Source organism: Albimonas donghaensis (assembly GCF_900106695.1).
Taxonomy (GTDB): Bacteria; Pseudomonadota; Alphaproteobacteria; order Rhodobacterales; family Rhodobacteraceae; genus Albimonas; species Albimonas donghaensis.
Map to the genome: position 1 here is coordinate 165,884 of NZ_FNMZ01000005.1, position 24,402 is coordinate 190,285.

Genomic DNA, 24,402 nt, shown 5'->3' on the forward strand with positions numbered 1-24,402 from the left:
CCTTCCGCCCTACGCCGCCTGGGACCGAGGCCGGGTCGCCCAGAGCCGCCCGGCCTCCGCCTCCGCCGCCCCGAGATCCGGGAACAGCCCCGCGGCGAACAGCGCCGCGGCGGCGGTGCCGGTGACGATGGCCTCCGCGAACGGGTCCGTCCGCGTCCCCTCCCACAGGGCGGGAAGGTGGGCGGGGTCGGGCTCGGCCTCCGCCAGCCGGCGGGTCTCGTCGATCAGGGGAGCGGCCTCGGTCTCGTAGCGGGCGCCCCCGGTCACGCCTTCCAGCGTCACCGACTTGGCCGGGTTCCGCTCGAACTCCCCGCCGCCGCCCTTCAGCGCCACCTGCCGCGGCTGCCCCAGCAGCATCGAGGCCGAGGCCTGCAACGGCCGATAAGGCGGATGGAACACCCCCTGCACCGAGGTCGCGGCCCCCGACGGGCACATCACCCGCAATGTGGTGTTGACCGCGGAGCGCAGGCCGAACAGGTCGCGCAACCGCAGCAGGCGATAGAGATCCGGCGACATCGCCTCCAGCGGCGCGTAGCAGATCCCGTCGGAGACGAGCGCCGCCCCCGCGGCCTCCGGCGTCTCCACCACCGGGATGCCGATAGGCGCCAGCATCCCCCGCAGATCGGCCGCCGCCCGCATATGCGCCGCCGAGTTCCAGCCGTGCAGCATCACCGTCTGCCCCGCCATGGCGCAAAGCCGGGCCGCGAGCAGGAAATAGGGCAGCCCGCGGGACCGCCCGGCGGCGTAGCTCGGCCAGTCGATGGAAGGCGCCAGCGCGCGCCATTCCGGCAGGCTGTCGCGGGCGCCGTCGCAGAAGCCCGCGATCTCCTCGGGGTTCTCGCCCCGAAAGCGCATCAGCATCAGCAGGGCGCCCACGCTCTCGGGCGCGACGCGGCCCGCCAGCATCAGGCGCATGGCCTCCCCGGCCTCCTCCCGCGTCAGGTTGCGGGACCGGCCGGGGCCGCGGCCCAGGATTCGGACATAGGGGGCGAGGTCGGCGTTGGGGTGCTCGGTCATGCCGCCATGCTGCCGTCGGCCCTCGCCTTGTCAAGCAGCGCCTGAAGCTCCGGCCGGCAGGAGCCGCAATTGGTCCCGGCCCCCAGCGCGGCCCCGACCGCGGCGACATCGGCCAGCCCCTGGGCGGCGATGGCCGCGGTGATGGCGTTCACCCCGACCTCGTAGCACGCGCATACCGTGGCGCCCGGATCCGGACGATCCGCGCCGGGACGCCCGGCCAGCAAGTCGGGCATGGCCGGCTCCCCCAGCGCGGCCGCGACATGGGCCCGCGCCACCTCCACCGGCCCCGGCCCCGGCCCGGCGAAGAGCGCGCCCAGAACCCGCCCGTCCTCGATCACCGCGATCCGCGCCATGCCGCGCGCGGGGTCCTCCAGCGCCGCCATCTCGCCCGCCTCCGCGCCCAGCCCGAACAGCCTGCGCGCGAAGCCCGCCCAGTCGGCCGGGACGGCGAGCCCCGCCAGCTCCGCCCGCCAGCCGTCCTTGGCGCGGGCCAGCGCCCAATAGTCGGCCTCGACCACCTCCGGCCGGGCGGCCGAAACCGCGAAGCCCTGCCAGGCGAAGTCCGCCCGCTCGATCCGCGCCGCCGCGCCCTTCAGCTCCGGCTGGCCCGAAACCGGGTCGACATTCGCGCGCACCGCCGCATCCACCCGCCCCGCCGAGGCCCATTGCGAGGTCCAGTGCATCGGCACGAAGATCGCGCCCCGCGGCGTGCGGTCGGTGACCAGCGCCCGCACCGTCACCCGCCCCTCGGGCGCGATGACATGCACCAGGTCCGCGGGCGAGATCCCCGCCGCGTCGGCGTCGGCGGGATGGATTTCAGCGAAGGGCTCGGCGATGTGCCGGCTCAGCCGCGGGGTCTTCGCGGTGCGCGTCATCGTGTGCCAGTGGTCGCGCACCCGCCCGGTGTTGAGCCGCAGGGGAAAGGCCGCCGACAGCCGGCTTTCGGGGGCGCGAGGCGCCACGGGCAGCATCCGCGCGCGCCCCGTCTCGGTGTGGAACTTCCCGTCGGCGAAGAAGCGGGCCCGCGACCCGGCCTCCGTCACCGGCCATTGCACGGGGGCGAGCGCGTCGTAATCCGCGTCCGAAATCCCCTCCAGCCCCGACAGGTCGAAATCCCGCCCCATGCGCCCGGCCATCGCCGACAGCGCCGCATGTTCGCGGAACACCTCGGCGGGGGACGCGAAATCGAAGCCCTCGAACCCCATCGCCCGCCCCACGCGGGCGAGCTGGTCCCAGTCGGCCAACGCCTCCCCCGGCGCCGGCAGAAAGGCCCGCTGGCGGGTGATCCGGCGCTCGGAATTGGTCACAGTGCCGGTCTTCTCCCCCCAGGCGGCGGCGGGCAGCAGCACGTCGGCCAGATCGCCGGTATCGGTCCCCCGCACCACCTCGGAGACCGCCACGAAGGGCGTCGCCCGGATCGCGTCGCGCACCCGGTCGGCCTCGGGCATGGAGACGGCGGGGTTGGTGGACATGATCCACAGCGCCTTGATCCGCCCCTCGGCGCAGGCCTCGAACAGATCCACCGCCTTCAGCCCCGGCCGCTCCGCCATGGCGGGGGAGCCCCAGAACCCCTGCACCGCCGCGCGATGGGCCGGGTTCTCCAGGTCCAGATGCGCGGCCAGCATGTTGGCGAGCCCCCCGACCTCCCGCCCGCCCATGGCGTTGGGCTGGCCGGTGATCGAGAACGGCCCCATCCCGGGCCGCCCGATCCGCCCCGTCGCCAGGTGGCAGTTGATGATCGCGTTGGCCTTGTCCGCCCCCGACGAGGACTGGTTGAGCCCCTGGCTCCACAGCGTCACCCCCTTTTCGCGCCGTATCCACAGCGCGGCGAAGGCTTCCAGGTCGCGGGGCGCAAGCCCGGTGACCTCGGCCGCCCGCTCCACCGGCCAGCGCCGCGCCTCGGCCATCGCGGCGGGCAACCCGTCCACATGGGCGAGCACATAGGCCGCGTCGATCGCCCCCTGGCTCTGGATCCGGTGGAGCAGGAAGTTGAACAGCGCCGCGTCCGACCCCGGCGCCACCCCCAGATGCAGGTCCGCGAGGTCCGACGTCGCCGTGCGCCGCGGGTCGATGGTCACCACTTTCATGCCCGGCCGCGCCGCCTTCGCCGCCGCGATCCGCTGATAAAGCACCGGGTGGCACCAGGCGAGGTTGGAGCCGGTCAGCACCACCAGATCCGCCTGCTCCAGGTCCTCGTAGCAGGTCGGCACGGTGTCGGTCCCGAAGGCGCGGCGATGGCCGGCGACGGCCGAGGCCATGCACAGCCGGGAATTGGTGTCGATATTGCCCGAGCCGATGAACCCCTTCATCAGCTTGTTGGCGACGTAATAGTCCTCGGTCAGCAACTGGCCGGAGACGTAGAAGGCCACCGAGTCCGGCCCATGCGCGTCGATCGCCTCGCGGAACGTCGCGGCGGTGAGGGCGATGGCCTCGTCCCAGGAGGCGCGGCGCCCGGCGATCTGCGGGAACAGCAGCCGGTCGTCCAGCGCCAGCGTCTCCCCCAATGCCGAGCCCTTGGAGCACAGCCGCCCGAAATTCGCCGGGTGGTCCGGGTCGCCGGCGACGGTCGCGCCGCCCTTGCCGTCGGGCGTGGCGAGCACGCCGCAGCCGACGCCGCAATAGGGACAGGCGGTGCGGGTCGGGCAGGTCATGGGCGACGCTCCTCGTCAGGCCGCGGGGGATGGGGAACAGGTCGCCGGGCGCGGGAGCGCGCCGCGCCGTCCGTCGCCGGGCCGCGAGGCCCCGGCGACCGCCGGCATCATTCGGCGGCCGCGCGCAGCGTCACCGCGGCGCGGTCGATCAGGATGCGCCCGTTCTCCAGCCGGGTGGGGACGGTGGGGACCGCGCCCTCGTCCGCCCCCTGCGCCAGCCCGGTGTCGAGCGCGATCACCCAGTTATGCAGCGGGCAGGTCACGGCGCGGCCATGCACGATCCCCTCCGACAGCGGGCCGCCCTTGTGGGGGCAGGCGTCGACCAGCGCATAGACCTCGTTGGCGTTGGTGCGGAACACGCCCACGCAGCCGATCGGCGTCCTGACCTTGCGGGCGCCGCGGACGGGGATGTCCTCCAGCGCGCCGATATCGACCCATTCGGACATGACCCTCTCCATCACGCGACCTCCGCGATCGGCTTGAACTCATGGGCGTGCACGCCTTCGGCGGCGCGCTCGGCCCAGGGGTCCTTCTGCATGAACCGCTGCGCGTAGTAGAAGCGGTCCGCCAGCGCCTTGCGGCTGTCGGCGTCGTTCACCACGCGTTCCTTGATGTGATCGAGCCCCACCACGTCGATCCACTTGTACATGCGGTGAAGGTACTGGGCCTCCTCCCGATACAACTGGATCACGGCGGCGGAATACTCGATCACTTCCGCCTCGGCGGTCAGCTTGCACAGCACCACCGTCTCCTTCACATGCAGGCCGGCGGCGCCGCCGATATGCAGGTCATAGCCCGAGTCCACGCAGACCACTCCCACGTCCTTGCAGGTCGCCTCGGCGCAATTCCTCGGGCAGCCGGTGACCGCCATCTTGACCTTGGCCGGCGTCCACGATCCCCACAGCGCCTTCTCCATCTTCACCCCGAGCCCCGTCGAATCCTGGGTCCCGAAGCGGCAATGGTCGGTGCCCACGCAGGTCTTCACCGTGCGCAGCCCCTTGGCATAGGCCTGGCCGGAGACCATGCCGGCCGCGTTCAGATCCGCCCAGATCGCCGGCAGGTCCTCCTTCTTCACGCCCAGCAGATCTATGCGCTGGCCCCCCGTCACCTTCACCGTGGGGACGTTGTATTTCTCCGCCGCATCGGCGATGGCGCGCAGCTCCGACGGGTTGGTCAGCCCGCCCCACATCCGCGGAACCACCGAGAACGTGCCGTCCTTCTGGATGTTGGAATGCACCCGCTCGTTGATGAAGCGCGACTGGTAGTCGTCCTCGTATTCCCCCGGCCAGTCGCACAGCAGGTAGTAGTTCAGCGCCGGCCGGCAGGACGCGCAGCCGCAGGAGGTCTTCCACCCGCATTCCTGCATGACCGCCGGCATGGTCTTGAGCTCCTTGCTCTTGATCAGCCGGCGCACGTCCATATGGGTCAGCTCGGTGCAGGCGCAGAGCGACTTGTTCCGCTTGGCCTCGAACCCGTCGCCCAGCGTCATCGCCATGACCTGCTCGACCAGCCCCGAGCAGGTGCCGCAGGAGGAGGAGGCCTTGGTGTGGGCCCTGACATCCTCCAGCGAACTCAGCCCCTTGGTCTTGATCGCGTTGACGATCGACCCCTTGCACACGCCGTTGCAGCCGCAGATCTCCGCATCATCCGGCAAGGCTGCAACGGCCGCCATAGGGTCCAGCCGGGTCCCTCCCTGGAAGGCGGGGCCGAAGACCAGCATGTCGCGCATCTCGGCGACGTTGGTCCGGTCCTTGAGCAGGCCGAAGAACCACGCGCCGTCGGCGGTGTCGCCATACATCACCGCGCCGATCACCTTGTCGTCGCGCAGCACGATGCGCTTGTAGACGCCGCGGGCGGGGTCGCGGAAGACGATCTCGTCGCGGTCGTCGCCCTCGGCGAAATCCCCGGCGGAGAACAGGTCCACCCCCGTCACCTTCAGCTTGGTGTTCATGACCGAGCCCCTGTAGGCCCCGGCCTCCCCCACCAGCGTCCGGGCCAGCACCCTGCCCATTTCGTAAAGCGGCGCGACCAGCCCGTAGACCATCCCGTCATGCTCGACGCATTCGCCCACGCCCAGCACGTCGGGGTCCGACGTCACCATCCGGTCGTCCACATGGACGCCCCGCCCGCAGGCGAGCCCGGCCTCCTTGGCCAACGCCGTGTCGGGCCGGATGCCGACCGCCATCACCACGATGTCGGCGGGGATGACCGTGCCGTCGTCGAGCTTCACGCCCTCGACCTTGTCGGTCCCCTCGATGGCATGGGTGTTGGCCTTGCAGCGCACGGAGATCCCGCGCCGCTCCAGCTCCTTTTGCAGCAGGTAGGCGGCGGCGGGGTCGAGCTGCCGCTCCATCAGGTGGGGCATGAGGTGGAGGACCGTGACCTCCATCCCCTGCATCCGCAGGCCGGCCGCGGCCTCCAGCCCCAGCAGACCGCCGCCGATGACCACGGCCTTCGCGCCCGGAACCGCCGCCGCCTCGCGCATCCGGTTCACGTCGTCGAGATCGCGGAAGGTGATCACGCCGGGCAGATCCCGGCCCGGAACCGGGATGATGAAGGGCTGCGAGCCCGTCGCCACGATCAGCTTGTCATAGGGCGTCTCGCCCTGCGCCGTGATCACCACCTTGCGGGCGCGGTCGACGGCCGTGACCGCCTCGCCGAAGCGGCAGGTCACCCTGTTGGCCGCGTACCAGGCCGCGTCATGGGTGATGATCTCTTCGTAGGTCTTCTCGCCCGACAGCACCGGCGACAGCATCAGCCGGTTGTAGTTGCCGCGCGGCTCCGCCCCGAACAACGTCACGTCGTAGGCGTCGGGATCGAGCGCGAACAGCTCCTCCAACGCCCGACCGGAGGCCATGCCGGCCCCGATCACCACAAGTCTCTGCGCCATGACCGTCACTCCGCGGCATGTGCGGCGGCCGAAGGGGCGCCCGTCCGGGCGGCCTCGGCCATCGCGGTGGAAAGCTGTCCGCAAGCCCTGGCCGATGCGGCCACGACCTCGGGGGCGAATGCGTCGCCGGGCCCCTGTTTCGGGGTCCGGATCAGGGCCGCTTCGGCCGCGGCGCCATGCGCCTCGGCCGCCCCGCAGGCGGCGGGACGACGGGCGGCAGGCGCCAGGGGACGCGAACCGCGGCGAAAGCGGGGGCGGGGGCGAAGCGTCATGATCCCGTCCCCCCTCACGCCGCTTTTCTCTTGTGCGCGCCGTGCTCGTATTCCTCCAGGAAGCTCAGCAGCTCCTCGCGGTAGGCGTAGTAATCCGGGTGCTCCAGCAGGGCCTTGCGGGTGCGCGGACGCGGCAGGTCCACGTTCATCACCTTGCCGATGGTCGCCTGCGGCCCGTTGGTCATCATCACCACCCGGTCGGCGAGCAGGATGGCCTCGTCCACGTCATGCGTCACGCAGACCGCGGTGACCTTGGTCCGGCTCCACACCTCCATCAGCACTTCCTGAAGCTCCCACCGCGTCAGGCTGTCGAGCATCCCGAACGGCTCGTCGAGCAGCAGCAGCTTGGGCGACAGCGCGAAGGCCCGCGCGATGCCCACGCGCTGCTTCATGCCGTTGGACAGCTCCGAGGCCTGGCGGTTCATGGAATCGCCCAGGCCCACCCGCTCCAGGTAGTATTCCACGACGTCCTGGCGTTCCTTCTGCGAGGCGCGGGGATAGACCCGGTCGACGCCCACCGCCACGTTCTCCCGCGCCGTCAGCCAGGGGAACAGGTTGGGCGACTGGAACACCACCGCCCGCTCGGGGTCCGCGCCCTCCACATGCCGGCCGTCCAGCACGATCGCGCCCCTGGAGATGTCGTTGAGCCCGGCGGTCATGGTCAGCACCGTGGACTTGCCGCAGCCGGAATGGCCGATCAGCGACACGAACTCGCCCTTCTTCAGGGTCAGCTCGAAATCCTCCACCACCGTCAGCGGACCCTTGGGGGTCGGGTAGATCTTGTGAAGCTGCGAATATTGCAGATAGCGGTCGTCCGACCGCGCCTCCGACGCCGCCTGCGCATAGGCTTTGGGCAGCGCGTGCAGCGGGGTCACATTGGGCAGGGTCCGGGTCTCGGCCGCCCTGGCGTTGACGCCCACATCCATCAGGTATTGCGTGACCGTCGCGCGCAGGCGCTTGAACTCCGCATTATGGTTCATCGCGGTGCGGTCGCGGGGCCGGGGCAGCGCCACGTCGAAGTCCTCGGACAGCGTGCCGTCGGGGTTGAGGCAGAGGATCCGGTCGGCCAGCAGGATGGCCTCGTCCACGTCGTTGGTGATCAGGACGACGGTCTTCCTTTCAAGCTGGGAGATCCGCTCGATCTCGTCGGCCAGGTTGGCGCGGGTCAGCGCGTCCAGCGCCGACAGCGGCTCATCCAGCAGCAGAACCTGCGGCCGCATGGCCAGCGCGCGCGCCACCGACACCCGCTGGCGCATGCCGCCCGAAAGCTCCGCCGGGCGCCGTTCGGCGGCGTGACCCAGCCCGACCATCTTCACGTATCTGGAGACGATCTCCGCCTTTTCGGCCCGCGACTTGCCCTTGTGGACGGCGTTCACCGCCAGCTCCACGTTGCCGTTGACCGTCAGCCAGGGCATCAGCGAATAGGACTGGAACACCAGCCCCCGCTCCGGCCCCGGCCCCTCGATGGGCTCGCCGGCGTAAAGCGCCTCGCCCCGGTCGGGCATGTGCAGCCCGGCCATCAGGTTGATCAGCGTCGTCTTGCCGGTCCCCGAGAAACCCAGGATCGCGAGGAATTCCCCGTCGCGGACCTGGAGGTTGATGTCGCGCAGCACCTCTTCGCGGGACGCGCCCTCTCCGAAGCCCTTGCAGGCGTTCTTCAATTCGAGAATGGGGGTCATGACCATCACCGGTTCGAGGAGAAGGTGAACATCGACTGGATCGCGAACATGAGCCGGTCGAGCAGGAAGCCGATGATGCCGATGGTGAACACCGCGACCATGATCCTGGCGAGCGAGGAGGACGAGCCGTTCTGGAACTCGTCCCAGACGAATTTCCCCAGCCCCGGGTTCTGGGCCAGCATCTCGGCCGCGATCAGCACCATCCAGCCCACGCCCAGGCTCAGCCGCAGCCCGGTGAAGATCAGCGGCAGCGCCGAGGGCAGGATCAGCTTGGTGATCCTGGTATAGGTCGACAGCTTCAGCACGCGGCCCACCGAGACCAGGTCCTTGTCGACCGAGGCCACGCCCAGCGCGGTGTTGATCAGCGTCGGCCAAAGCGAACACAGGGTGACGGTGATCGCCGAGTTCAGGAAGGACTTGGAGAACATCCCGTCATTGGTGGCGTAAAGCGCCGAGACGATCATGGTCACGATCGGCAGCCAGGCCAGCGGCGACACCGGCTTGAAGATCTGGATCAGCGGGTTGAGCCCGGCCGCCGCCATCGGCGACAGGCCCATCACGATGCCCAGCGGCACGGCGACGCCGGCGCCGATGAGAAACCCGAAGAACACCGTCTGAATGGAGGTCCAGATCTGCTGGTAGTAGCTCGGCGCCCCGGTGTAGTCGCGCCATTTCACCCGGTCGGCCTTGCCGGCGTCGACCAGCTTCTGGTTGCGCGCGTCCTGGCGCGCGTAGAAGGCGTCGCGCTTCTCGGCCTTGGCGACCGCATCCTCATGCAGGCCCACCGCCTCGGTCCACACCGCCGCCGGCCCCGGCACCGCGCCGAGCGAGGTCTGCACCATGGGCGCGAGCCAGCCCCACACCACCAGGAAGCCGACGATGGCCAGCAGCGGCACGCCGATCAGGCGCAGGATCTCCTTGCGCTGGGCGCGGGGATCGTCGCCGGCCGCGATCCTGAGCAGCGGCGTGAAGAAGGCCAGCCCGAGGATCTGGAACCAGCGGTCGGCCTTGTTGATGCGGGTGAACATCCGGGCCTTGCGCGCCTCGCGCGCTTCGGCGTCGGGGATGTCGGCGTCGGGGATCGCGGTCATTTGCTCTGCCTCTGGCGGGGTCGCGCGCGGCGCGGCGCGGGGTCTGGCTGGCGTGGTCGCAGGGGCCCGACGATCCCGTCGGGCGGCGCCCTCCCCCTCCCGGCAGGGGGGGAGGGCCTTGGCAGGCCTCAGCCCTCGACGGCGGCGCCCACGACCTTCTGGTCGCCCTTCAGGCCGATCGGGAAGGCGTCGAGATAGGCGTTGGGCGCCCGGCCGTCATAGGTCACGCCGTCGATGAACGCGCTTTGCGCGGGCTTGTAGCCGTCGCTGTCCATCGGGAAGTCGGTCTCGGCGGCCAGCCCGTCGTCGATCAGCGACTTCGCGGCCTCCAGGTAGATGTCCGGGCGATAGACCTTGGCGGCGACGTCGGCATACCAGCTGTCGGGCCTGGCCTCGGCGATCTGGCCCCAGCGGCGCATCTGGGTCAGATACCACACCGCATCCGAGTAGAACGGGTAGGTCGCGTCGTGCCGGAAGAACACGTTGAAGTCCGGAACCTCGCGCACGTCGCCCTTCTCGTATTCGAAGGTGCCGGTCATCGAGGCGGCGATCACCTCGGCGTCGGCGCCCACGTATTCGGGCCGGGACAGCATCTCCACCGCCTCCGCGCGGTTGGCGTTGTCGTTCGCGTCCAGCCACATGGCGGCGCGGATCAGGGCCTTGGTCACCGCGATGGCGGTGTTGGGGTATTCCTCGGCGAAGGCGGCGGTGATGCCGAACACCTTCTCGGGGTTGTTCTTCCAGATCTCGTAATCGGTGATCACCGGCACGCCGATGCCCTTGAACACGGCCGCCTGGTTCCACGGCTCGCCCACGCAGTAGCCGTAGATGGTCCCGGCTTCGAGCGTCGCGGGCATCTGCGGCGGCGGGGTCACCGACAGCAGCACCTCGGCGTCGATCTGGCCGGTGACGTTCTCGGGCGAATAGAAGCCCGGCTTCAGCCCGCCGGCGGCCAGCCAGTAGCGCAGTTCGTAATTGTGGGTGGAGACCGGGAACACCATGCCCATGTTGAAGGGCTTGCCCTCGGCGCGATACGTCTCGACCACCGGCTTCAGCGCGGCGGCGGAGATCGGATGCACCGGCTTGCCGTCCGCGTCGTGGGGGATGTTCTTCTTCATCTCGGCCCAGACCGCGTTCGACACGGTGATGCCGTTGCCGTTCAGGTCCATGGAGAAGGGCGTGATGATATGCGCCTCGGTGCCGAAACCGATGGTCGCGGCCAGCGGCTGCCCCGCCAGCATGTGGGCGCCGTCGAGCTGGCCGTCGATGACGCCGTCGAGCAGCACCTTCCAGTTGGCCTGGGGTTCGAGCGTCACGAACAGGCCTTCGTCCTCGAAATATCCCAGCTCATAGGCCACCGCGAGCGGCGCCATGTCGGTGAGCTTGATGAAGCCGAAGGTCAGTTCGTCCTTCTCCACATCCAGCATCTCGGCCGAAACGGGGGCGGCGAGGGCAAGACAGGACGTCGCGGCCAGAAGAGCCGTCGCGCCTTTTCCGAACATCATGTGTCTGTTCTCCATATCGAACGCGGGAACCCACGGCTCAGGCGTGAAAAACAAAAAGGGCCGCACGATCACAGAACATGACCTGAAGAAGGTCACGTCGGATCGAGCAGCCTTGCCCGTAGTCCCAGAGCTTTGGGTGGTATTTGGCGCGCGGGACTCCATTGCCCTGCGCTGATCTTTTTGTAACCCGAATCTGTTCGCAACCGCAAGAGAAAAGCGTGCGAGATGGGCGCAGGATTTATCGCGCACAAAATTTGCGCAGTTCACGCCGCCCCCCTGCCCCGGGGCGCCGCCGCCAGCGCGCCCCGGCCGGACCGGCGCCGCCCCGCCCCTGTTTTCAGAGGGTTGAGGCGATCAGCCGGCGTCGGTCGGGTCGAAGATCTCGCCGTCGAAAAACCGGTCGGGGCCCAGGATCATCCGTCCCGCCGCCGAGGCGACCGCCGTGGGCGTGTCCAGCGCGCCTTCGAGCTTTTCCGAGGCGCCCGGCAGATCGGCGCCGATCACGCCCAGGATCTCGCGGTAAAGATCGGTGCGGAAGCAGTCCCGCGCCACCCGCGCCGCCTCGGCCCGGTCGAGCCCGTTGCGCGCCGCCAGCCGCGTGGCGATCCAGATCGCCTGCGACCGCCACGGGAAAGTCGCGGCCCCGTCGAAGAACTCCAGGAACCGCGGCGCCGCGCGCTCATCCCCCTGCGGGTTGACCACCAGCCGCCCGGACAGGGACCGGTCGATGATCTCGGCGGGCACGTTCACATAGTCCGGCCGGGCCAGCAGCTCCGACGCCGCGATCCGGTGCGAGGGATCGGACAGCCACCGCCCCGCCCGCCACACGGCGCGCATCAGCGAACGCGCCGGCTCCGGCGCCTCGTCCGGCCAGCCGCGGCGCACCGCCAGCACCTTCTCGGGCGCGAAGCCCCAGATGGCGGAGCCGGGCAGGATCAGCTCGGCCACCCCGTTCTCCACCGCGATGGAGCCCCAGGGCTCGCCCACGCAGAAGGCGTCGATCTCGCCATCCGCCATGGCCTGCGCCATCTGCGAGGGCGGCACGGTGCGCACGTCCAGCGCCTGCGGCGCCTCCAGCCCCAGCGCGTTCAGCCAGTAATACAGCAGTTCCGCATGCATCGAGAACGGGAACGGCACGCCCAGCCGCAGCCGCCCCTCGGCCGCCGCGATCAGGCGCCTGCCGACGGCCTCGGCGTCGGTGAAGCCGGGCATCCCGCCTTCCGCCCGCATCCGGCGGGCGAGCGCGGGCGACACGCCCACCACATCGCCGTTGACCGACAGCACCGACAGCGCGTCCAGCGGCGCCGGCGCCCCGCCCAGCCCGATGGACATGGCCACCGGCACGGGGGCGAGCATATGGGCCGCGTCCAGCGCGCCCAGCGCCAGCCGGTCGCGCACCGCCGACCAGGACCGCGACTTGCGCAGGATCAGCTCGATCCCCTCCTCGTCGGCGAAGCCCATTTCGCGGGCCACCACCAGCGGCGCGCAGTCCACCAGCGGGATGAATCCCACCTCCACGGCGCCCCGATCGTTCATTTCAGAAGCTCCGCGGCCGTGATCAGCGCCTGCGCGACCTCGGCCACCTTCTTGCCCTGGTCCATCGCCGTGCGCCGCAGCAGGGCGTAGGCCTCGTCCTCCGACACGCCGCGGGCCTTCATCAGGAAGCCCTTGGCGCGGTCGATGGTCTTGCGCTCGGCCAGCGCCGCCTTGGTGGCGGCCAGCTCGGCGCGCATCCGCGCGAACATGTGGAACCGCGCCACGGCGGCGTCGAGGATGGGCTTGATCCGCTCCTTGCGCAGGCCGTCGACGATATAGGCGCTCACGCCCGCCTCGATCGCGGCCTTGGTCAGCTGGTCGTCGGTCCGGTCCACGAACATCGCCACCGGCCGGTCCAGCGGGCCGGAGGCCAGCGCCATCTCCTCCAGCACGTCGCGGGACGGGTTCTCCAGATCGGCGAGCACCACGTCCGGGTTCAGCTCCTTCAGGCGGCGCGACAGCCCGCGCTCATCCCCGATCACCGAGATCTCGTAGTCCCCGGCCTCGCGCAGGCCGTCGACGATGAGCATGGCGCGCTCGCGGTCGCGCTCCACCACGGCGATCCTGATGCTCTTGGCCAAGTCGGCTTCCTTTCGGCCCGGGAGGTCGCGGCGGGTCGCGCCGGGCGGAGGGCGCCGGGCGGAGGGCTGGGGACGTGTCCGCGTCTTTCGGCATGGCGCCGCGCATCCGCGCGGTCAATGCGGCGCCGCAGCGAAGCCGCCTCAAACCGGGTGTTTTCGCACAAATTTCCAGTGGAACCGCGGGGTTTGCCTGTTTTCACGGCGCCGGCGCCGCAGGATTGCCCCGACGTTCATCTTTCTCGCCGCCGCCCCCGACGTCATGCGACGGAAACATGACGTTTCCGCCTTGTCGCCGCCCGATTCCGACGCCGCTCCGTCAAGTTGGCCCGCCCCTTGCAAACCTGTGATCAGCGCCAACACGCACAGCAGAGGGAGATGCTCATGAAATTCGGCAGAAGGACGGTCCTGGGGGCCGCCACCGCGCTCGCCACGATGTCTCTGGCCTTCGCGGCCCAGGCGCAGGAGACCATCAAGGTCGGCATCCTGCATTCGCTGTCCGGCACGATGGCGATTTCCGAGACGACGCTGAAAGACGTCATGCTCATGCTCATCGAAGAGCAGAACAAGAAGGGCGGCGTGCTGGGCAAGCAGCTCGAAGCCGTGGTCGTCGACCCCGCCTCCGACTGGCCGCTCTTCGCCGAGAAGGCGCGCGAGCTGATCGCCGGCAACGACGTCTCGGCCGTGTTCGGCTGCTGGACCTCGGTGTCGCGCAAGTCGGTGCTGCCGGTGTTCGAGGAGCTGAACTCCATCCTCTTCTACCCCGTCCAGTACGAGGGCGAGGAATCCCAGCGCAACGTGTTCTACACCGGCGCCGCCCCGAACCAGCAGGCGATCCCGGCCGTGGACTACCTTATGAACGAGGAAGGCGTGGAGCGCTGGGTGCTGGCCGGCACCGACTACGTGTATCCGCGCACGACCAACAAGATCCTCGAAGCCTACCTGAAGGCCAAGGGCGTCGCCGAAGAAGACATCATGATCAACTACACGCCGTTCGGTCATTCCGACTGGCAGACGATCGTGTCCGACATCAAGGCCTTCGGCGCCGCCGGCAAGAAGACCGCCGTGGTCTCCACGATCAACGGCGACGCCAACGTGCCGTTCTACAAGGAGCTCGGCAACCAGGGCGTGGCCGCGACGGACATCCCCGTCGTCGCCTTCTCCGTGGGTGAGGAGGAGCTGGCCGGTCTCGACACCGAGCCGCTCATCGGCCACCTCGCCGCGTGGAACTACTTCATGTCCGCCGACACCGACGCCAACGCCGAGTTCATCGAGGCCTGGAAGGCCTTCGCCGGCGAGGACCGCGTGACCAACGACCCGATGGAGGCCCATTACATCGGCTTCAACATGTGGGTGAAGGCGGTCGAGGCGGCCGGCACCACCGACCCCGACGCGGTGATCGACAGCCTCATCGGCGTGGCCGTGCCCAACCTGACCGGCGGCTACTCGGCCATGATGCCCAACCACCACATCACCAAGCCGGTGCTGGTGGGCGAGATCCAGGGCGACGGCCAGTTCGAAACCGTGTGGGAGACCCCGGGCCTCGTCGCGGGCGACGCCTGGTCCGACCACCTGCCGGAGTCGGCGCCGCTGATCTCCGACTGGCGCGCGCCGATGTCCTGCGGGAACTTCAACACCGAAACCGGCAAGTGCGGCGGTCAGGGCTCCTGAGCCCTGTCACCCGCCTGACGGCGTGAAAACGGCGACGGGCGGGGTCTGATGGCCCCGCCCGTCGCGTCTCTCCCCCCCGCCCTCCCCATGGGGGCCGCGACGTTCACCGGAGTTCCCCGCCCCATGCCCCTGCTCCGCCGCCTTGTTCTTCTGACATTCGCCGCGCTGGCGCTGGCCTTCCCGGCCACCGGCGCCCGCGCCGATGCGGCCGAAATCAGCGCCATCGTCGACAGGTTCGCCACCGCCTCCAAGTTCCCCCAGGTCGAGGCGGTGATCGAGGCGCTGGGCGCCGCCGGCGACCCGCTCGCCGTGCCCGCCCTGCGCGCGCTGGAGGCCGGCGAGCTTCAGGTCGCCCCCGACGGCCGCGTGGTGATCGAGCGCGGCGACGCCCTGCTCGACCCCGTGACGCTGGAGGCCGCCGCCCCCGTCGAGGGCCGGCTCAAGAAGGTGCGCACCAAGAATTCCATCCGCCGCATGATCGGCGACGTGATCTCGGGCCTGACCCTGCGGGCGCCCGAGCCGGCGATCCGGATGACCGCGGCCGAGACCATCTTCGCCTCCGCCGACGCCGCCCAGCTCGACGCGCTCGAAGCCGCCCTGGCCGAAGAGACCGACGCCGGCGTGAAATCGCGCATGGAGGAGGCCCGCGCCGCCATCCTGCTGACCGCCTCCGACGATCCCGCGGTGCAGATGGCCGCCATCGACATCATCGCCGACCGCGGCGACCAGCAGGCGCTGGCGGTGCTGGCGACCTACGCCAACCAGGCCAGCAACGCGGATGTCCAGGCCGCCGCCCGCGAAGGCGTGGCCGAGATCGAGAGCACGCTGGCCATGTGGCAGGCCGGCCAGAACATCTGGTACGGCGTGTCGCTGGGCTCGGTCCTGTTCCTCGCCGCCATCGGGCTGGCCATCACCTTCGGGGTCATGGGGGTCATCAACATGGCCCATGGCGAAATGGTGATGCTGGGCGCCTACACCACCTTCGTGGTGCAGGAGACCATCCGCAATTCCTTCCCCGGCGCCTTCGAGTTCTCGCTGCTGATCGCGCTGCCGCTGGCCTTCCTCGTCTCCGGTCTCGTGGGGCTGGTGATGGAGCGCGGGATCATCCGCCACCTCTACGGTCGGCCGCTGGAGACGCTGCTCGCCACCTGGGGCGTGTCGCTGATCCTCCAGCAGGCGGTGCGCACCATTTTCGGGCCCAACAACCGCGAGGTCGGCAATCCCGACTGGATGTCGGGCGCCTTCATGATCGGCGAGATGTCGGTGACCTGGTCGCGGCTGTGGATCGTGGTCTTCGCGCTCTGCGTGTTCGGGGCGCTTCTGTTCGCCATGAACCGCACGCCGCTGGGGCTGCAGATGCGGGCGGTCACGCAGAACCGGCGCATGGCCTCGGCCATGGGCATCCGCACGCCCTGGGTGGACGCGCTGACCTTCGCGCTCGGTTCGGGCATCGCGGGGATCGCGGGCGTCGCGCTCTCCCAGATCGACAACGTGTCGCCCAATCTGGGGCGCACCTACATCATCGACAGCTTCATGGTCGTGGTGTTCGGCGGCGTCGGCAACCTGTGGGGCACGCTGGTCGGCGGGCTGACGCTGGGGGTCGTGAACAAGTTCCTCGAACCCTATGCGGGCGCCGTGCTCGGCAAGATCCTGATCCTGGTCTTCATCATCCTGTTCATCCAGCGCCGGCCCCGCGGGCTGTTCGCGCTCAAGGGAAGGGCGGTGGAATAATGCTGTTCACGCGTTTTCTCGCCGGCGGGCTGAAATCCCCCGTCATCATCGGCGCCCTCGTGGTGATCCTCGCCATCGGGGTGATCGTCCCCGTGCTCAACCTCGCGGTCGCGCCGGGCTCCGCCTTCCACATCCCCGACCACATGGTGCCGCTCTTCGGCAAATACCTGTGCTACGCCATGGCCGCGCTCGCGCTCGACCTGGTGTGGGGCTATTGCGGGATCCTGAGCCTCGGCCACGGCGCCTTCTTCGCTCTGGGCGGCTACGCCATGGGCATGCACCTGATGCGCGAGATCGGCGACCGCGGCGTCTACGGCAACGCGGTCCTGCCCGACTTCATGGTGTTCCTGAACTGGAAGGAGCTGCCCTGGTTCTGGCATGGCTTCGACAGCTTCGTCTTCGCCTGCATCATGGTCGCGGCGGCGCCGGGGATCCTCGCCTTCGTCTTCGGCTGGTTCGCGTTCCGCAGCCGGGTCACGGGCGTGTATCTGTCGATCATCACCCAGGCGATGACCTACGCCCTGCTGCTGGCCTTCTTCCGCAACGACATGGGCTTCGGCGGCAATAACGGCCTGACCGACTTCAAGGACGTGCTGGGCTTCGACCTGCAATCGGGGCGGGTCCGCTCCACCCTGTTCTTCCTGACCGCCTTCTTCCTCGCGCTGAACCTGCTGATCGCCGCGGCCATCGTCGGGTCCAAATACGGCAAGATCCTGCGCGCGGTCCGGGACGCGGAGCCGCGGACCCGCTTCCTCGGCTACCGTCCCGACAAGATCAAGCTCTTCGCCTGGACCGTCTCGGCGATCATGGCGGGGGTCGCCGGCGCGCTCTACGTGCCGCAGGTGGGGATCATCAACCCGGGCGAATTCGCCCCCGCCAACTCCATCGAGATGGTGGTTTGGACCGCGGTCGGCGGCCGCGGCACGCTGGTCGGGCCCATCGGCGGCGCGATCCTGGTCAACGCCGCCAAGTCCTGGTTCACCGGGGTGCTGCCCGAATACTGGCTGTTCGCGCTGGGCGCGCTCTTCATCTTCACCACCCTCTACCTGCCCGACGGCGTGGCCGGCCTGATCCGCAAGATGGTCGGCAAGGCCCGGTCGAAGCCCCGCGGCAAGGACGAGGAAACCGAGGCGCCCGCCGCGGACGCCCCGGCCGGCGCGGCGGAGTGAGCGACATGACCGACACCCAATCCCAATCCCAGTCCCAGTCCCAGCCTGTCCCCGCCGCCGCCAAGGCGCCGATCAACCCCGCGCTCGCCCCCACGCCCTCGGCGCGCAAGGACACGCTGCTCTATCTCGACGGCGTGTCCCGCAGCTTCGACGGGTTCAAGGCGATCAACGAACTCAGCTTCGTGCTGGCGATGGGCGAGATGCGCGCCATCATCGGCCCCAACGGGGCGGGCAAGACCACGATGATGGACATCATCACCGGCAAGACCCGGCCCGACAAAGGCGACGTCTTCTTCATGGGCGACATCGACCTGACCAAGCATGACGAACCCACCATCGCCCAGATGGGCATCGGCCGGAAGTTCCAGAAACCCACGGTGTTCGAGACCCAGACCGTGGCCGACAACCTGCTTCTGTCCCTCAAGGGCGAACGGCGCGGCATCCCCGCCCTGTTCTACCGGGACAACCGCAAGGACCGGCGGACCATCGACGGGATCCTCGACAAGATCCGGCTGGGGCATCGGCGCGATGAGCTGGCCGCCTATCTCTCCCACGGCCAGAAGCAGTGGCTGGAGATCGGCATGCTGCTCGCGCAGGACCCCAAGCTGCTGCTGGTCGACGAGCCCGTGGCCGGCATGACCGACGCCGAAACCGAGGAGACCGCGAGGCTCCTGCGCGAGATCGCGGTGGATCACTCGGTGGTGGTGGTCGAGCATGACATGGGCTTCGTGCGCGATCTCGGCGTGAAGGTCACCTGCCTGCACGAAGGGCATGTCCTGTCCGAGGGCTCGCTCGACCATGTCTCCTCCGACCCGCAGGTCGTCGAAGTCTATCTGGGGCGCTGAGATGCTGACTGTTGCCAACGCCACCCTGCATTACGGGGCCGCCGCCGCGCTGCGCGGCGTGAACATGGAGGTCGCGCAGGGCAGGATCACCTGCCTGCTCGGCCGCAACGGGGTCGGCAAGACCTCGACCATCCGGGCCATCGTCGGCCAGCACGCGCTGTCGGGGGGCGCGATCTCCTTCGACGGGGCGGAGCTGGGCAGGCGGTCGTCGCATGACCGGGCGCGCGCGGGCATCGGGCTGGTGCCCCAGGGGCGGGAGATCTTTCCGCTGCTGACGGTGAAGGAGAACCTCCAGACCGGCTACGCCTGCCTGCCCCGCGCCCAGCGCTCGATCCCCGATTACGTGTTCGAGCTGTTCCCGATCCTCAAGACCATGCTGCACCGGCGGGGCGGAGACCTCTCCGGCGGCCAGCAGCAGCAGCTGGCGATCGGGCGGGCGCTGGTGATGCGGCCCAAGCTGATCGCCTTCGACGAGCCGACCGAGGGCATCCAGCCCTCGATCATCAAGGATATCGGCCGGGCCATCCAGTTCCTGCGGGACGAGCACGGGCTGACCATCCTGCTGGTCGAGCAGTACCTGGATTTCTGCCGGGAGCTGGCGGACCATATCTACATCATGGATCGCGGCGAGATCGTGCATTCCGGCGCCGCCGAGACCCTGGACGACCCCGAAGTGCGCAAGCACCTGACGGTCTGAGGGGCTCGGACCCCGCCCGCCGGAGCTTCGCCACGGCCCGAAGCCCCGGCGGGCGGATGGAAACGCGACGGAGGGACTCTCCCCGCTCCGCCTCCTCGCCCTGCGGCGCCTCTCGCTCCGGGCGCCGGCGAATCCTTCCGACGCCTTGCTCCCAACCCCGGCGTCGAGAGCGCGTCCTGCGGACGCGCGCCGCGCCTTCACCCGCCCGAGGGTCGCGCCGTTTCGCCAGCGCGGCGGTCAACGTGCCGAGCGCGTCGACGCCGGCGGCGGCGAGTGACGGCCTCCGTCCGAAGGGGCGGGAGCGCCGCCACCGATGGGGCCTGCCCGTCGAGCCCCCCCGCTCCGGCTCCAAGTCCTCTGATTGCGATCTGAACCCGAGCCTCGGCGGGAGGTCTCTCCGCCCCCAGAATGCAGCGACCGCCATGCGCCGCCGTCCCGCGTTGCGCCATGGCGCTCGCCCCCCCGCCCGCCCGGCCTGCCGCTCGCGCCCGCCCGTCGATCCCCGCCCCCTCGAAACCCGCGCCTTCGACGCCCCGCCGCGCCGGCGCCCCGGCGAGACCTGCGCTCCGTCTCAGGCGCGGCTTCCTCGCCCGCCTCCCGCGCGCCGGCCTCTCGCCTTCCCCGCCGCCTGCCGGTAGCTTCGGCGCCATGCTCTCCCCCTCGGGCACGCCTCGCCCCTCCGCCCCCACCGGCCTGCTGATCGCCGCACCGTCCTCGGGCGCGGGCAAGACGCTCGTCACCCTCGCCCTGCTGCGCGCCCTGCGCCGCCGCGGCCTCGCCGTCGCCGGAGCCAAGAGCGGGCCGGACTACATCGACCCCCGCTTCCATCAGGCCGCCGCGGGCCGCCCCTCGATCAATCTCGACGCCTGGGCGATGCCGGCCGGCGAACTGCGCGCCCGCGCCGCCGACCATGCCGCCGCCCAGCAGGCCCGGATCCTCGTCGTGGAAGGCGCCATGGGCGCGCTGGACGGCGCGGCGCCGGACGGACGCGGCTCCGCCGCCGAGCTGGCCGAGGCGCTGGCCCTCCCCGTCCTGCTGGTCATCGACGCGGCCCGCTCCGCCCAGTCCGCCGCCCTGCCGCTCGCCGGCCTGCGCGCCCTGCGCCCCGGCCTGCGCATCGCCGGCGCCGTGCTCAACCGCACCGGCTCCCCCCGCCACGCCGACATGGCCGCCCGCGCGGTGGAGGCCGCCGGCTTCGCCTGTTTCGGCGCCCTGCCCCGGCGCGACGCCCTCGCCCTGCCGTCGCGCCATCTCGGGCTCGTGCAGGCCGCCGAGCACCCGGACCTCGAAGCCTTTCTCGACGCCGCCGCCGAGGCGCTCTCCGCCGCGCTCGACCTGCCCCGCCTGCTCGCCGCCGCCGGCCCCCTCGCCCCGCCCGACCCCGATGAGCCCCCCCGTCGCCTGCCCCCGCCCGGCGCCCGCATCGCGCTGGCCCGCGACGCGGCCTTCGCCTTCGCCTACCCGCACCAGCTCGCCGACTGGCGCGCGCAGGGGGCCGAGATCCGCCCGTTCTCGCCGCTGGCCGACGAGGCCCCCGCCCCCGACGCCGACGCCGTGTTCCTGCCCGGCGGCTACCCGGAGCTGCACGCCCCCCGCCTCGCCGCCGCCGACCGTTTCCGCGCCGGCATGCGCGCCGCCGCCGCCCGGGGCGCGCGCGTCTGGGGGGAATGCGGGGGCTACATGACGCTGGGCGAGGGTCTGATCGACGCCGAGGGCGCCCGCCACGCGATGCTCGGCCTGCTGCCGCTGGAAACTTCCTTCGCCGCACGCCGCCTGACGCTGGGCTACCGACGCCTGCGCGCGCGCGAGGGGCTCGGCTGGCCGGCGGCGTCCGGCGAGCGGCTCTCGGCGCACGAGTTCCACTACGCCTCGATCCTGCGCGAGGGCGACGCCCCGCGGGTCTTCGACGCGACCGACGCCGCCGCCGCCCCGCTGCCCGCCATGGGGCTGCGCGTGGGGCGCGTGGCGGGCAGCTTCGCCCACCTGATCGGCCCCGGGCGCTAGCGGGCCGCGCCGGATCGGCGGGCCGGCGGGGCGGGATACGGACCAGGCCGGGGGGCGCGCCCCCTGTCCTTGCCCGCGCGGATGCGAAGCGGACCGGTGCGGGGCGCCGCCTTTCGGCCGGCGCGCCCCGCACCGCATGTCACGGGAATGCGCCGTGCGAGCATTCGCGCTTCTTGTCCCGGTCGGACCGGCGCTCCCAGGTCATCGTCGGGGCGCCCGGCGCGGCGGGCGCCCGCGCCCGCTCCCGGCTCAGCCCGCCCGGCGCTTCGGGCGCAGCACATGGGGATGGGCGCCGTCATAAAGCGCGCTGTCGCGGAACTCGGCCTCGCCCAGCACCCGGCCCACGAAGATCAGCGCGGTGCGGGTCAGCTTGGCCTTGCGCACCTTCTCGCGGATATCGCCCAGCGTGCCATGCAGAAACGCCTCGTCCGGCCAGCCCACCCGGTAGGCCACCGCCACCGGGCAGTCCGCGCCATAGAGCGGGATCAGCCGCCGCTCGATCTCGCGCAGGTTCCGGATCGACAGATGCAGCGCCAGCGTCGCGCCGGATTTCCCCAGCGTCTCCAGGTCCTCGCCCTCCGGCATGCCCGAGGCCTTTCCAGCGGTCCGCGTCACGATCAGCGTCTGCGAGATCTCGGGCAGGGTCAGCTCCTTGCCCATCGCCGCCGCCGCCGCCGCGAAGGCCGGCACGCCCGGCGTGATCTCCCAGGGGATGCCGGCCGCGTCCAGCCGCCGGATCTGCTCGGCGATGGCGCCGTAAAGCGACGGGTCGCCGGAATGCACCCGGGCCACGTCCTGCCCGGCGGCATGGGCGGCCTCGATCTCGGCCAGGATCTCGTCCAGCGTCATCGGCGCGGTGTCGCGCACCCGCGCCCCCTCGGGCGCCCCCTCCACCACCGCCGGCGGCACCAGCGAGCCCGCATAGAGGCAGACCGGGCAGGAGGCGATAAGCCTCTGGCCCCGCACGGTGATCAGCTCCGGGTCGCCGGGGCCGGCCCCGATGAAATGCACGGTCATCGCGCGTCCTCTTCTGGTTTCCTCCCGGGCCTTCAGGGGCCGGGGGTCGATGTGCGCGCCCGCGTCCCGCCGGAAACGGTTCCGCCGGGCGCCTGCCGGGCCGCGCGGCGCGGGCGCCCGGGTCGGGGACGGGCGGGCCGGTCGGCGCGCCGCTCCCGTCCCCGCCGTGCTCGCGCCGCGCGGGGCGACGTCACTCCGCCGCGGCGGGCGCGTCGATCCGCCTGGCGTAGCCGCGGGGCGTATAGAGCCTGCGCCCCTCGGCCCCCGCCCCGCGGTCGCCGGTCTCGAAGGCCCGGCTGCGCGAGGCGCCGACCAGCACCACGGTCATCATGTCGACCTCGTCGGTCCTCAGCCCCGCCAGCGTGCGTCGCCTGAGCGCCTCCTCCGGCCGCCCGAGGCTCCGGGCCAGCAGCACCGGCGTATCCGCGGGCCGATGCGCCAGCAGGATGTCGCGGGCGCGGTCCAGCAGCTCCCGGCGCCGGCGCGAGACAGGGTTGTAGAAGGCGATCACGAAATCCCCCTCCGCCGCCGCCTTCAGCCGTTTGAGGATGTCCTCGCGCGGGGTCAGCAGGTCCGACAGCGAGATCGCGCAGAAATCATGCCCCAGCAGCGCCCCCGCCCGGGCCGAGGCCGCCTGCAACGCCGAAACCCCGGGCGCGTTCACCACCTCGACCCGACGGGCGGCGGCGGAGACCCCGGATCTATGCGTTTCCCGATCCAGAAGCTCCATAACCAATGCGCCCATGGCATAGATCCCGGCGTCGCCCGAGCAGATCAGGGCCACGTTCCGCCCCTCTCCGGCGCGTTCCAGCGCGTGGCGGCAGCGGGCCTCCTCCTCGCCCAGCGCGAAGTCGGCGCGGGGCTTGCCGGCGGCCAGCGGGCCCAGCAGGTCGATATAGAGCCCGTAGCCGATCAGTTCGTCGGCCTCCGCGATCAGGCGCGAAGCCTCGGGCGTGCGCCAGTCCGCCGCCCCCGGCCCGATGCCCACGACCGAGAGCCGCCCGCGACGCGCGCCCGCAGCCCCCGGCGCCGTCCCGATCTCCGCCGCCGCGCAGGTGGCCATGGCGGTCTTGGCCTTGGGCGCGACCAGCCGCCCGTCGGGCCCCGCGGCGGCCAGCGCCGCGCCCTCGGCGACGCCATGGCAGCCGGTTTCGGCGAACACCACTTCGGACGGGGTTCGCAGGCGCCCCGCCTCGGCCTCCAGCTCCGCGGCGGGATGGAACCGCGCCGGCACGCCCAGATCGGCGGCGAGCGCGTGGACCGCGGCCTCATCCGCCTTCAGGTCGATGGACCGGACCGAGGCGACTTCCCAGGCCGATAGCCCGGCCTCCGCCAGCGTGCGCCGGGCGAGCCCGATCAGCTCCTCCGGCGGACAGCCCCGCGCGCAGCCGACGCCCAGCGCGATGCGCGCGCGCCGCCAGATCAGCGGGACGGCGCCCTCGACCGTCAGCACCACCGGGGCGCCCGGCTCGGATGGCGCGGGGGCGCGGGTCACCCGGTCGCCCAGCGGGGCCAGCCAGTCGGCCTTTCCCGACAGGCGCGCGGGGCGGCCCGCCAGCAGCCCGGCCATGGCGGGCTTCGCGTCCTCGGGGTTTTCCAGGCGCCAGCCCGCGGGCGGCTCGTCCAGCGCCACGCCGAGGCTCACGTCCCCCGCCGTGGTCACCGCCGCGACCCCGCCCAGCGCCTGCGCCAGCGTGCGGGCCAGCGCGTTGGCGCCGCGATGCCCGCCCAGCAGCGGCACGGCGGCCGCGCCGTCCTCGGCCAGCGCCACCACCGCGGGTTCCGTCCGCTTGTCGCCGATCAGCGGCGCCAGCGCCCGGATCACGATCCCCGCGGCCATCACCGCCACGATGGGGGTTCCGGAGGCGAAGAGCCCGCGCAGGCTCGCCGCCACGCCGTCGCCCGCGGCCTCCGGCCCCGCCGCCCCGCAGGGCGCCGCGCGTCCGCCGACCGCCGCCGCCGCCGCGCGCGCCGCCACCTCCGCCGAGGGCGAGAACCACACCACCGCCGGGACCCGGCCCGCCATTTCCGTCGCGCTCACAGCACGTC

The 24,402-nt window shown here is 71.2% G+C and carries 17 protein-coding genes; 6 read left to right on the plus strand and 11 right to left on the minus strand.

The window, feature by feature from the left end:
• Positions 1 to 9: 9 nt before the first annotated feature.
• From BLV24_RS14935 to BLV24_RS14975, 9 genes are all read right to left on the minus strand, one after another.
• A complete protein-coding gene (locus BLV24_RS14935) occupies positions 10 to 1,017 on the minus strand; it encodes a glycosyl transferase family protein (RefSeq protein ID WP_092683188.1) in 1,008 nt (335 codons plus the stop codon).
• Entirely contained in the window at positions 1,014 to 3,668 is a 2,655-nt protein-coding gene (locus BLV24_RS14940; protein WP_092683190.1) for a nitrate reductase, read from the minus strand. The genes BLV24_RS14935 and BLV24_RS14940 overlap by 4 nt, the downstream gene beginning before the upstream one ends.
• Before the next feature lie 107 nt (positions 3,669 to 3,775).
• Positions 3,776 to 4,114 carry a nitrite reductase small subunit NirD gene (nirD, locus tag BLV24_RS14945; protein WP_092683395.1) on the minus strand — a complete coding sequence of 113 codons (339 nt, stop codon included), beginning with the start codon at positions 4,112 to 4,114 and terminating at the stop codon, positions 3,776 to 3,778.
• 11 nt (positions 4,115 to 4,125) lie between these two features.
• Entirely contained in the window at positions 4,126 to 6,558 is a 2,433-nt protein-coding gene (gene nirB / locus BLV24_RS14950) for a nitrite reductase large subunit NirB (RefSeq protein ID WP_092683191.1), read from the minus strand.
• A gap of 286 nt (positions 6,559 to 6,844) precedes the next feature.
• Complete coding sequence (locus BLV24_RS14955) at positions 6,845 to 8,515, minus strand: ABC transporter ATP-binding protein (protein WP_425426100.1); 1,671 nt, start codon at positions 8,513 to 8,515, stop codon at positions 6,845 to 6,847.
• On the minus strand, positions 8,515 to 9,600 hold the full coding sequence (locus tag BLV24_RS14960; RefSeq protein WP_092683192.1) for an ABC transporter permease: 1,086 nt from the start codon (positions 9,598 to 9,600) through the stop codon (positions 8,515 to 8,517). Before BLV24_RS14960 ends, BLV24_RS14955 begins: the two co-directional genes overlap by 1 nt.
• Positions 9,601 to 9,728: 128 nt before the next feature.
• Entirely contained in the window at positions 9,729 to 11,105 is a 1,377-nt protein-coding gene (locus BLV24_RS14965) for a CmpA/NrtA family ABC transporter substrate-binding protein (RefSeq protein WP_245710587.1), read from the minus strand.
• A gap of 354 nt (positions 11,106 to 11,459) precedes the next feature.
• Entirely contained in the window at positions 11,460 to 12,641 is a 1,182-nt protein-coding gene (locus BLV24_RS14970) for a CmpA/NrtA family ABC transporter substrate-binding protein (protein WP_092683194.1), read from the minus strand.
• On the minus strand, positions 12,638 to 13,171 hold the full coding sequence (locus tag BLV24_RS14975; protein WP_425426101.1) for an ANTAR domain-containing response regulator: 534 nt from the start codon (positions 13,169 to 13,171) through the stop codon (positions 12,638 to 12,640). The genes BLV24_RS14970 and BLV24_RS14975 overlap by 4 nt, the downstream gene beginning before the upstream one ends.
• A gap of 432 nt (positions 13,172 to 13,603) precedes the next feature.
• Between BLV24_RS14975 and urtA the strand changes: the two genes are divergently transcribed.
• The 6 genes from urtA (at position 13,604) to BLV24_RS15005 (ending at position 21,336) form a co-directional block, all read left to right on the plus strand.
• On the plus strand, positions 13,604 to 14,890 hold the full coding sequence (gene urtA, locus BLV24_RS14980; protein WP_092683199.1) for an urea ABC transporter substrate-binding protein: 1,287 nt from the start codon (positions 13,604 to 13,606) through the stop codon (positions 14,888 to 14,890).
• Between the two features lie 123 nt (positions 14,891 to 15,013).
• Complete coding sequence (gene urtB, locus BLV24_RS14985) at positions 15,014 to 16,621, plus strand: urea ABC transporter permease subunit UrtB (protein WP_092683202.1); 1,608 nt, start codon at positions 15,014 to 15,016, stop codon at positions 16,619 to 16,621.
• Positions 16,621 to 17,790: an urea ABC transporter permease subunit UrtC gene (gene urtC, locus BLV24_RS14990; protein ID WP_092683204.1), complete on the plus strand. Its 1,170-nt coding sequence runs from the start codon at positions 16,621 to 16,623 to the stop codon at positions 17,788 to 17,790. The genes urtB and urtC overlap by 1 nt, the downstream gene beginning before the upstream one ends.
• A gap of 5 nt (positions 17,791 to 17,795) precedes the next feature.
• On the plus strand, positions 17,796 to 18,635 hold the full coding sequence (urtD, locus tag BLV24_RS14995) for an urea ABC transporter ATP-binding protein UrtD (RefSeq protein WP_092683206.1): 840 nt from the start codon (positions 17,796 to 17,798) through the stop codon (positions 18,633 to 18,635).
• A 1-nt stretch (position 18,636) separates the two neighbouring features.
• Positions 18,637 to 19,332, plus strand: a complete 696-nt coding sequence (gene urtE / locus BLV24_RS15000; protein WP_092683208.1) for an urea ABC transporter ATP-binding subunit UrtE — start codon at positions 18,637 to 18,639, stop codon at positions 19,330 to 19,332.
• Positions 19,333 to 19,980: 648 nt separating this feature from the next.
• Entirely contained in the window at positions 19,981 to 21,336 is a 1,356-nt protein-coding gene (locus tag BLV24_RS15005) for a cobyrinic acid a,c-diamide synthase CobB (protein ID WP_092683210.1), read from the plus strand.
• A gap of 249 nt (positions 21,337 to 21,585) precedes the next feature.
• Here BLV24_RS15005 and cobM read toward each other — a convergent pair whose 3' ends face one another.
• Both cobM and cobJ read right to left on the minus strand, forming a co-directional pair.
• Entirely contained in the window at positions 21,586 to 22,353 is a 768-nt protein-coding gene (gene cobM, locus BLV24_RS15010) for a precorrin-4 C(11)-methyltransferase (protein ID WP_092683212.1), read from the minus strand.
• A 190-nt stretch (positions 22,354 to 22,543) separates the two neighbouring features.
• Positions 22,544 to 24,379 (minus strand): precorrin-3B C(17)-methyltransferase, encoded by a 1,836-nt coding sequence (cobJ, locus tag BLV24_RS15015; protein WP_092683214.1) that lies wholly within the window; start codon positions 24,377 to 24,379, stop codon positions 22,544 to 22,546.
• Between the last annotated feature and the right edge of the window lie 23 nt (positions 24,380 to 24,402).

Bases quoted from the DNA above. Each gene is read 5' to 3' on its own strand.
- urtC (WP_092683204.1), top strand. From the start codon at position 16,621: ATGCTGTTCACGCGTTTTCTCGCCGGCGGGCTGAAATCCCCCGTCATC.
- BLV24_RS14970 (WP_092683194.1), bottom strand. From the start codon at position 12,641: ATGAACGATCGGGGCGCCGTGGAGGTGGGATTCATCCCGCTGGTGGAC.
- cobM (WP_092683212.1), bottom strand. From the start codon at position 22,353: ATGACCGTGCATTTCATCGGGGCCGGCCCCGGCGACCCGGAGCTGATC.
- BLV24_RS15005 (WP_092683210.1), top strand. From the start codon at position 19,981: ATGCTCTCCCCCTCGGGCACGCCTCGCCCCTCCGCCCCCACCGGCCTG.
- urtB (WP_092683202.1), top strand. From the start codon at position 15,014: ATGCCCCTGCTCCGCCGCCTTGTTCTTCTGACATTCGCCGCGCTGGCG.
- BLV24_RS14975 (WP_425426101.1), bottom strand. From the start codon at position 13,171: ATGCTCATCGTCGACGGCCTGCGCGAGGCCGGGGACTACGAGATCTCG.
- BLV24_RS14960 (WP_092683192.1), bottom strand. From the start codon at position 9,600: ATGACCGCGATCCCCGACGCCGACATCCCCGACGCCGAAGCGCGCGAG.
- cobJ (WP_092683214.1), bottom strand. From the start codon at position 24,379: ATGGCGGGCCGGGTCCCGGCGGTGGTGTGGTTCTCGCCCTCGGCGGAG.
- urtE (WP_092683208.1), top strand. From the start codon at position 18,637: ATGCTGACTGTTGCCAACGCCACCCTGCATTACGGGGCCGCCGCCGCG.
- nirD (WP_092683395.1), bottom strand. From the start codon at position 4,114: ATGTCCGAATGGGTCGATATCGGCGCGCTGGAGGACATCCCCGTCCGC.
- BLV24_RS14935 (WP_092683188.1), bottom strand. From the start codon at position 1,017: ATGACCGAGCACCCCAACGCCGACCTCGCCCCCTATGTCCGAATCCTG.
- urtD (WP_092683206.1), top strand. From the start codon at position 17,796: ATGACCGACACCCAATCCCAATCCCAGTCCCAGTCCCAGCCTGTCCCC.
- urtA (WP_092683199.1), top strand. From the start codon at position 13,604: ATGAAATTCGGCAGAAGGACGGTCCTGGGGGCCGCCACCGCGCTCGCC.
- BLV24_RS14940 (WP_092683190.1), bottom strand. From the start codon at position 3,668: ATGACCTGCCCGACCCGCACCGCCTGTCCCTATTGCGGCGTCGGCTGC.
- nirB (WP_092683191.1), bottom strand. From the start codon at position 6,558: ATGGCGCAGAGACTTGTGGTGATCGGGGCCGGCATGGCCTCCGGTCGG.
- BLV24_RS14955 (WP_425426100.1), bottom strand. From the start codon at position 8,515: ATGGTCATGACCCCCATTCTCGAATTGAAGAACGCCTGCAAGGGCTTC.
- BLV24_RS14965 (WP_245710587.1), bottom strand. From the start codon at position 11,105: ATGATGTTCGGAAAAGGCGCGACGGCTCTTCTGGCCGCGACGTCCTGT.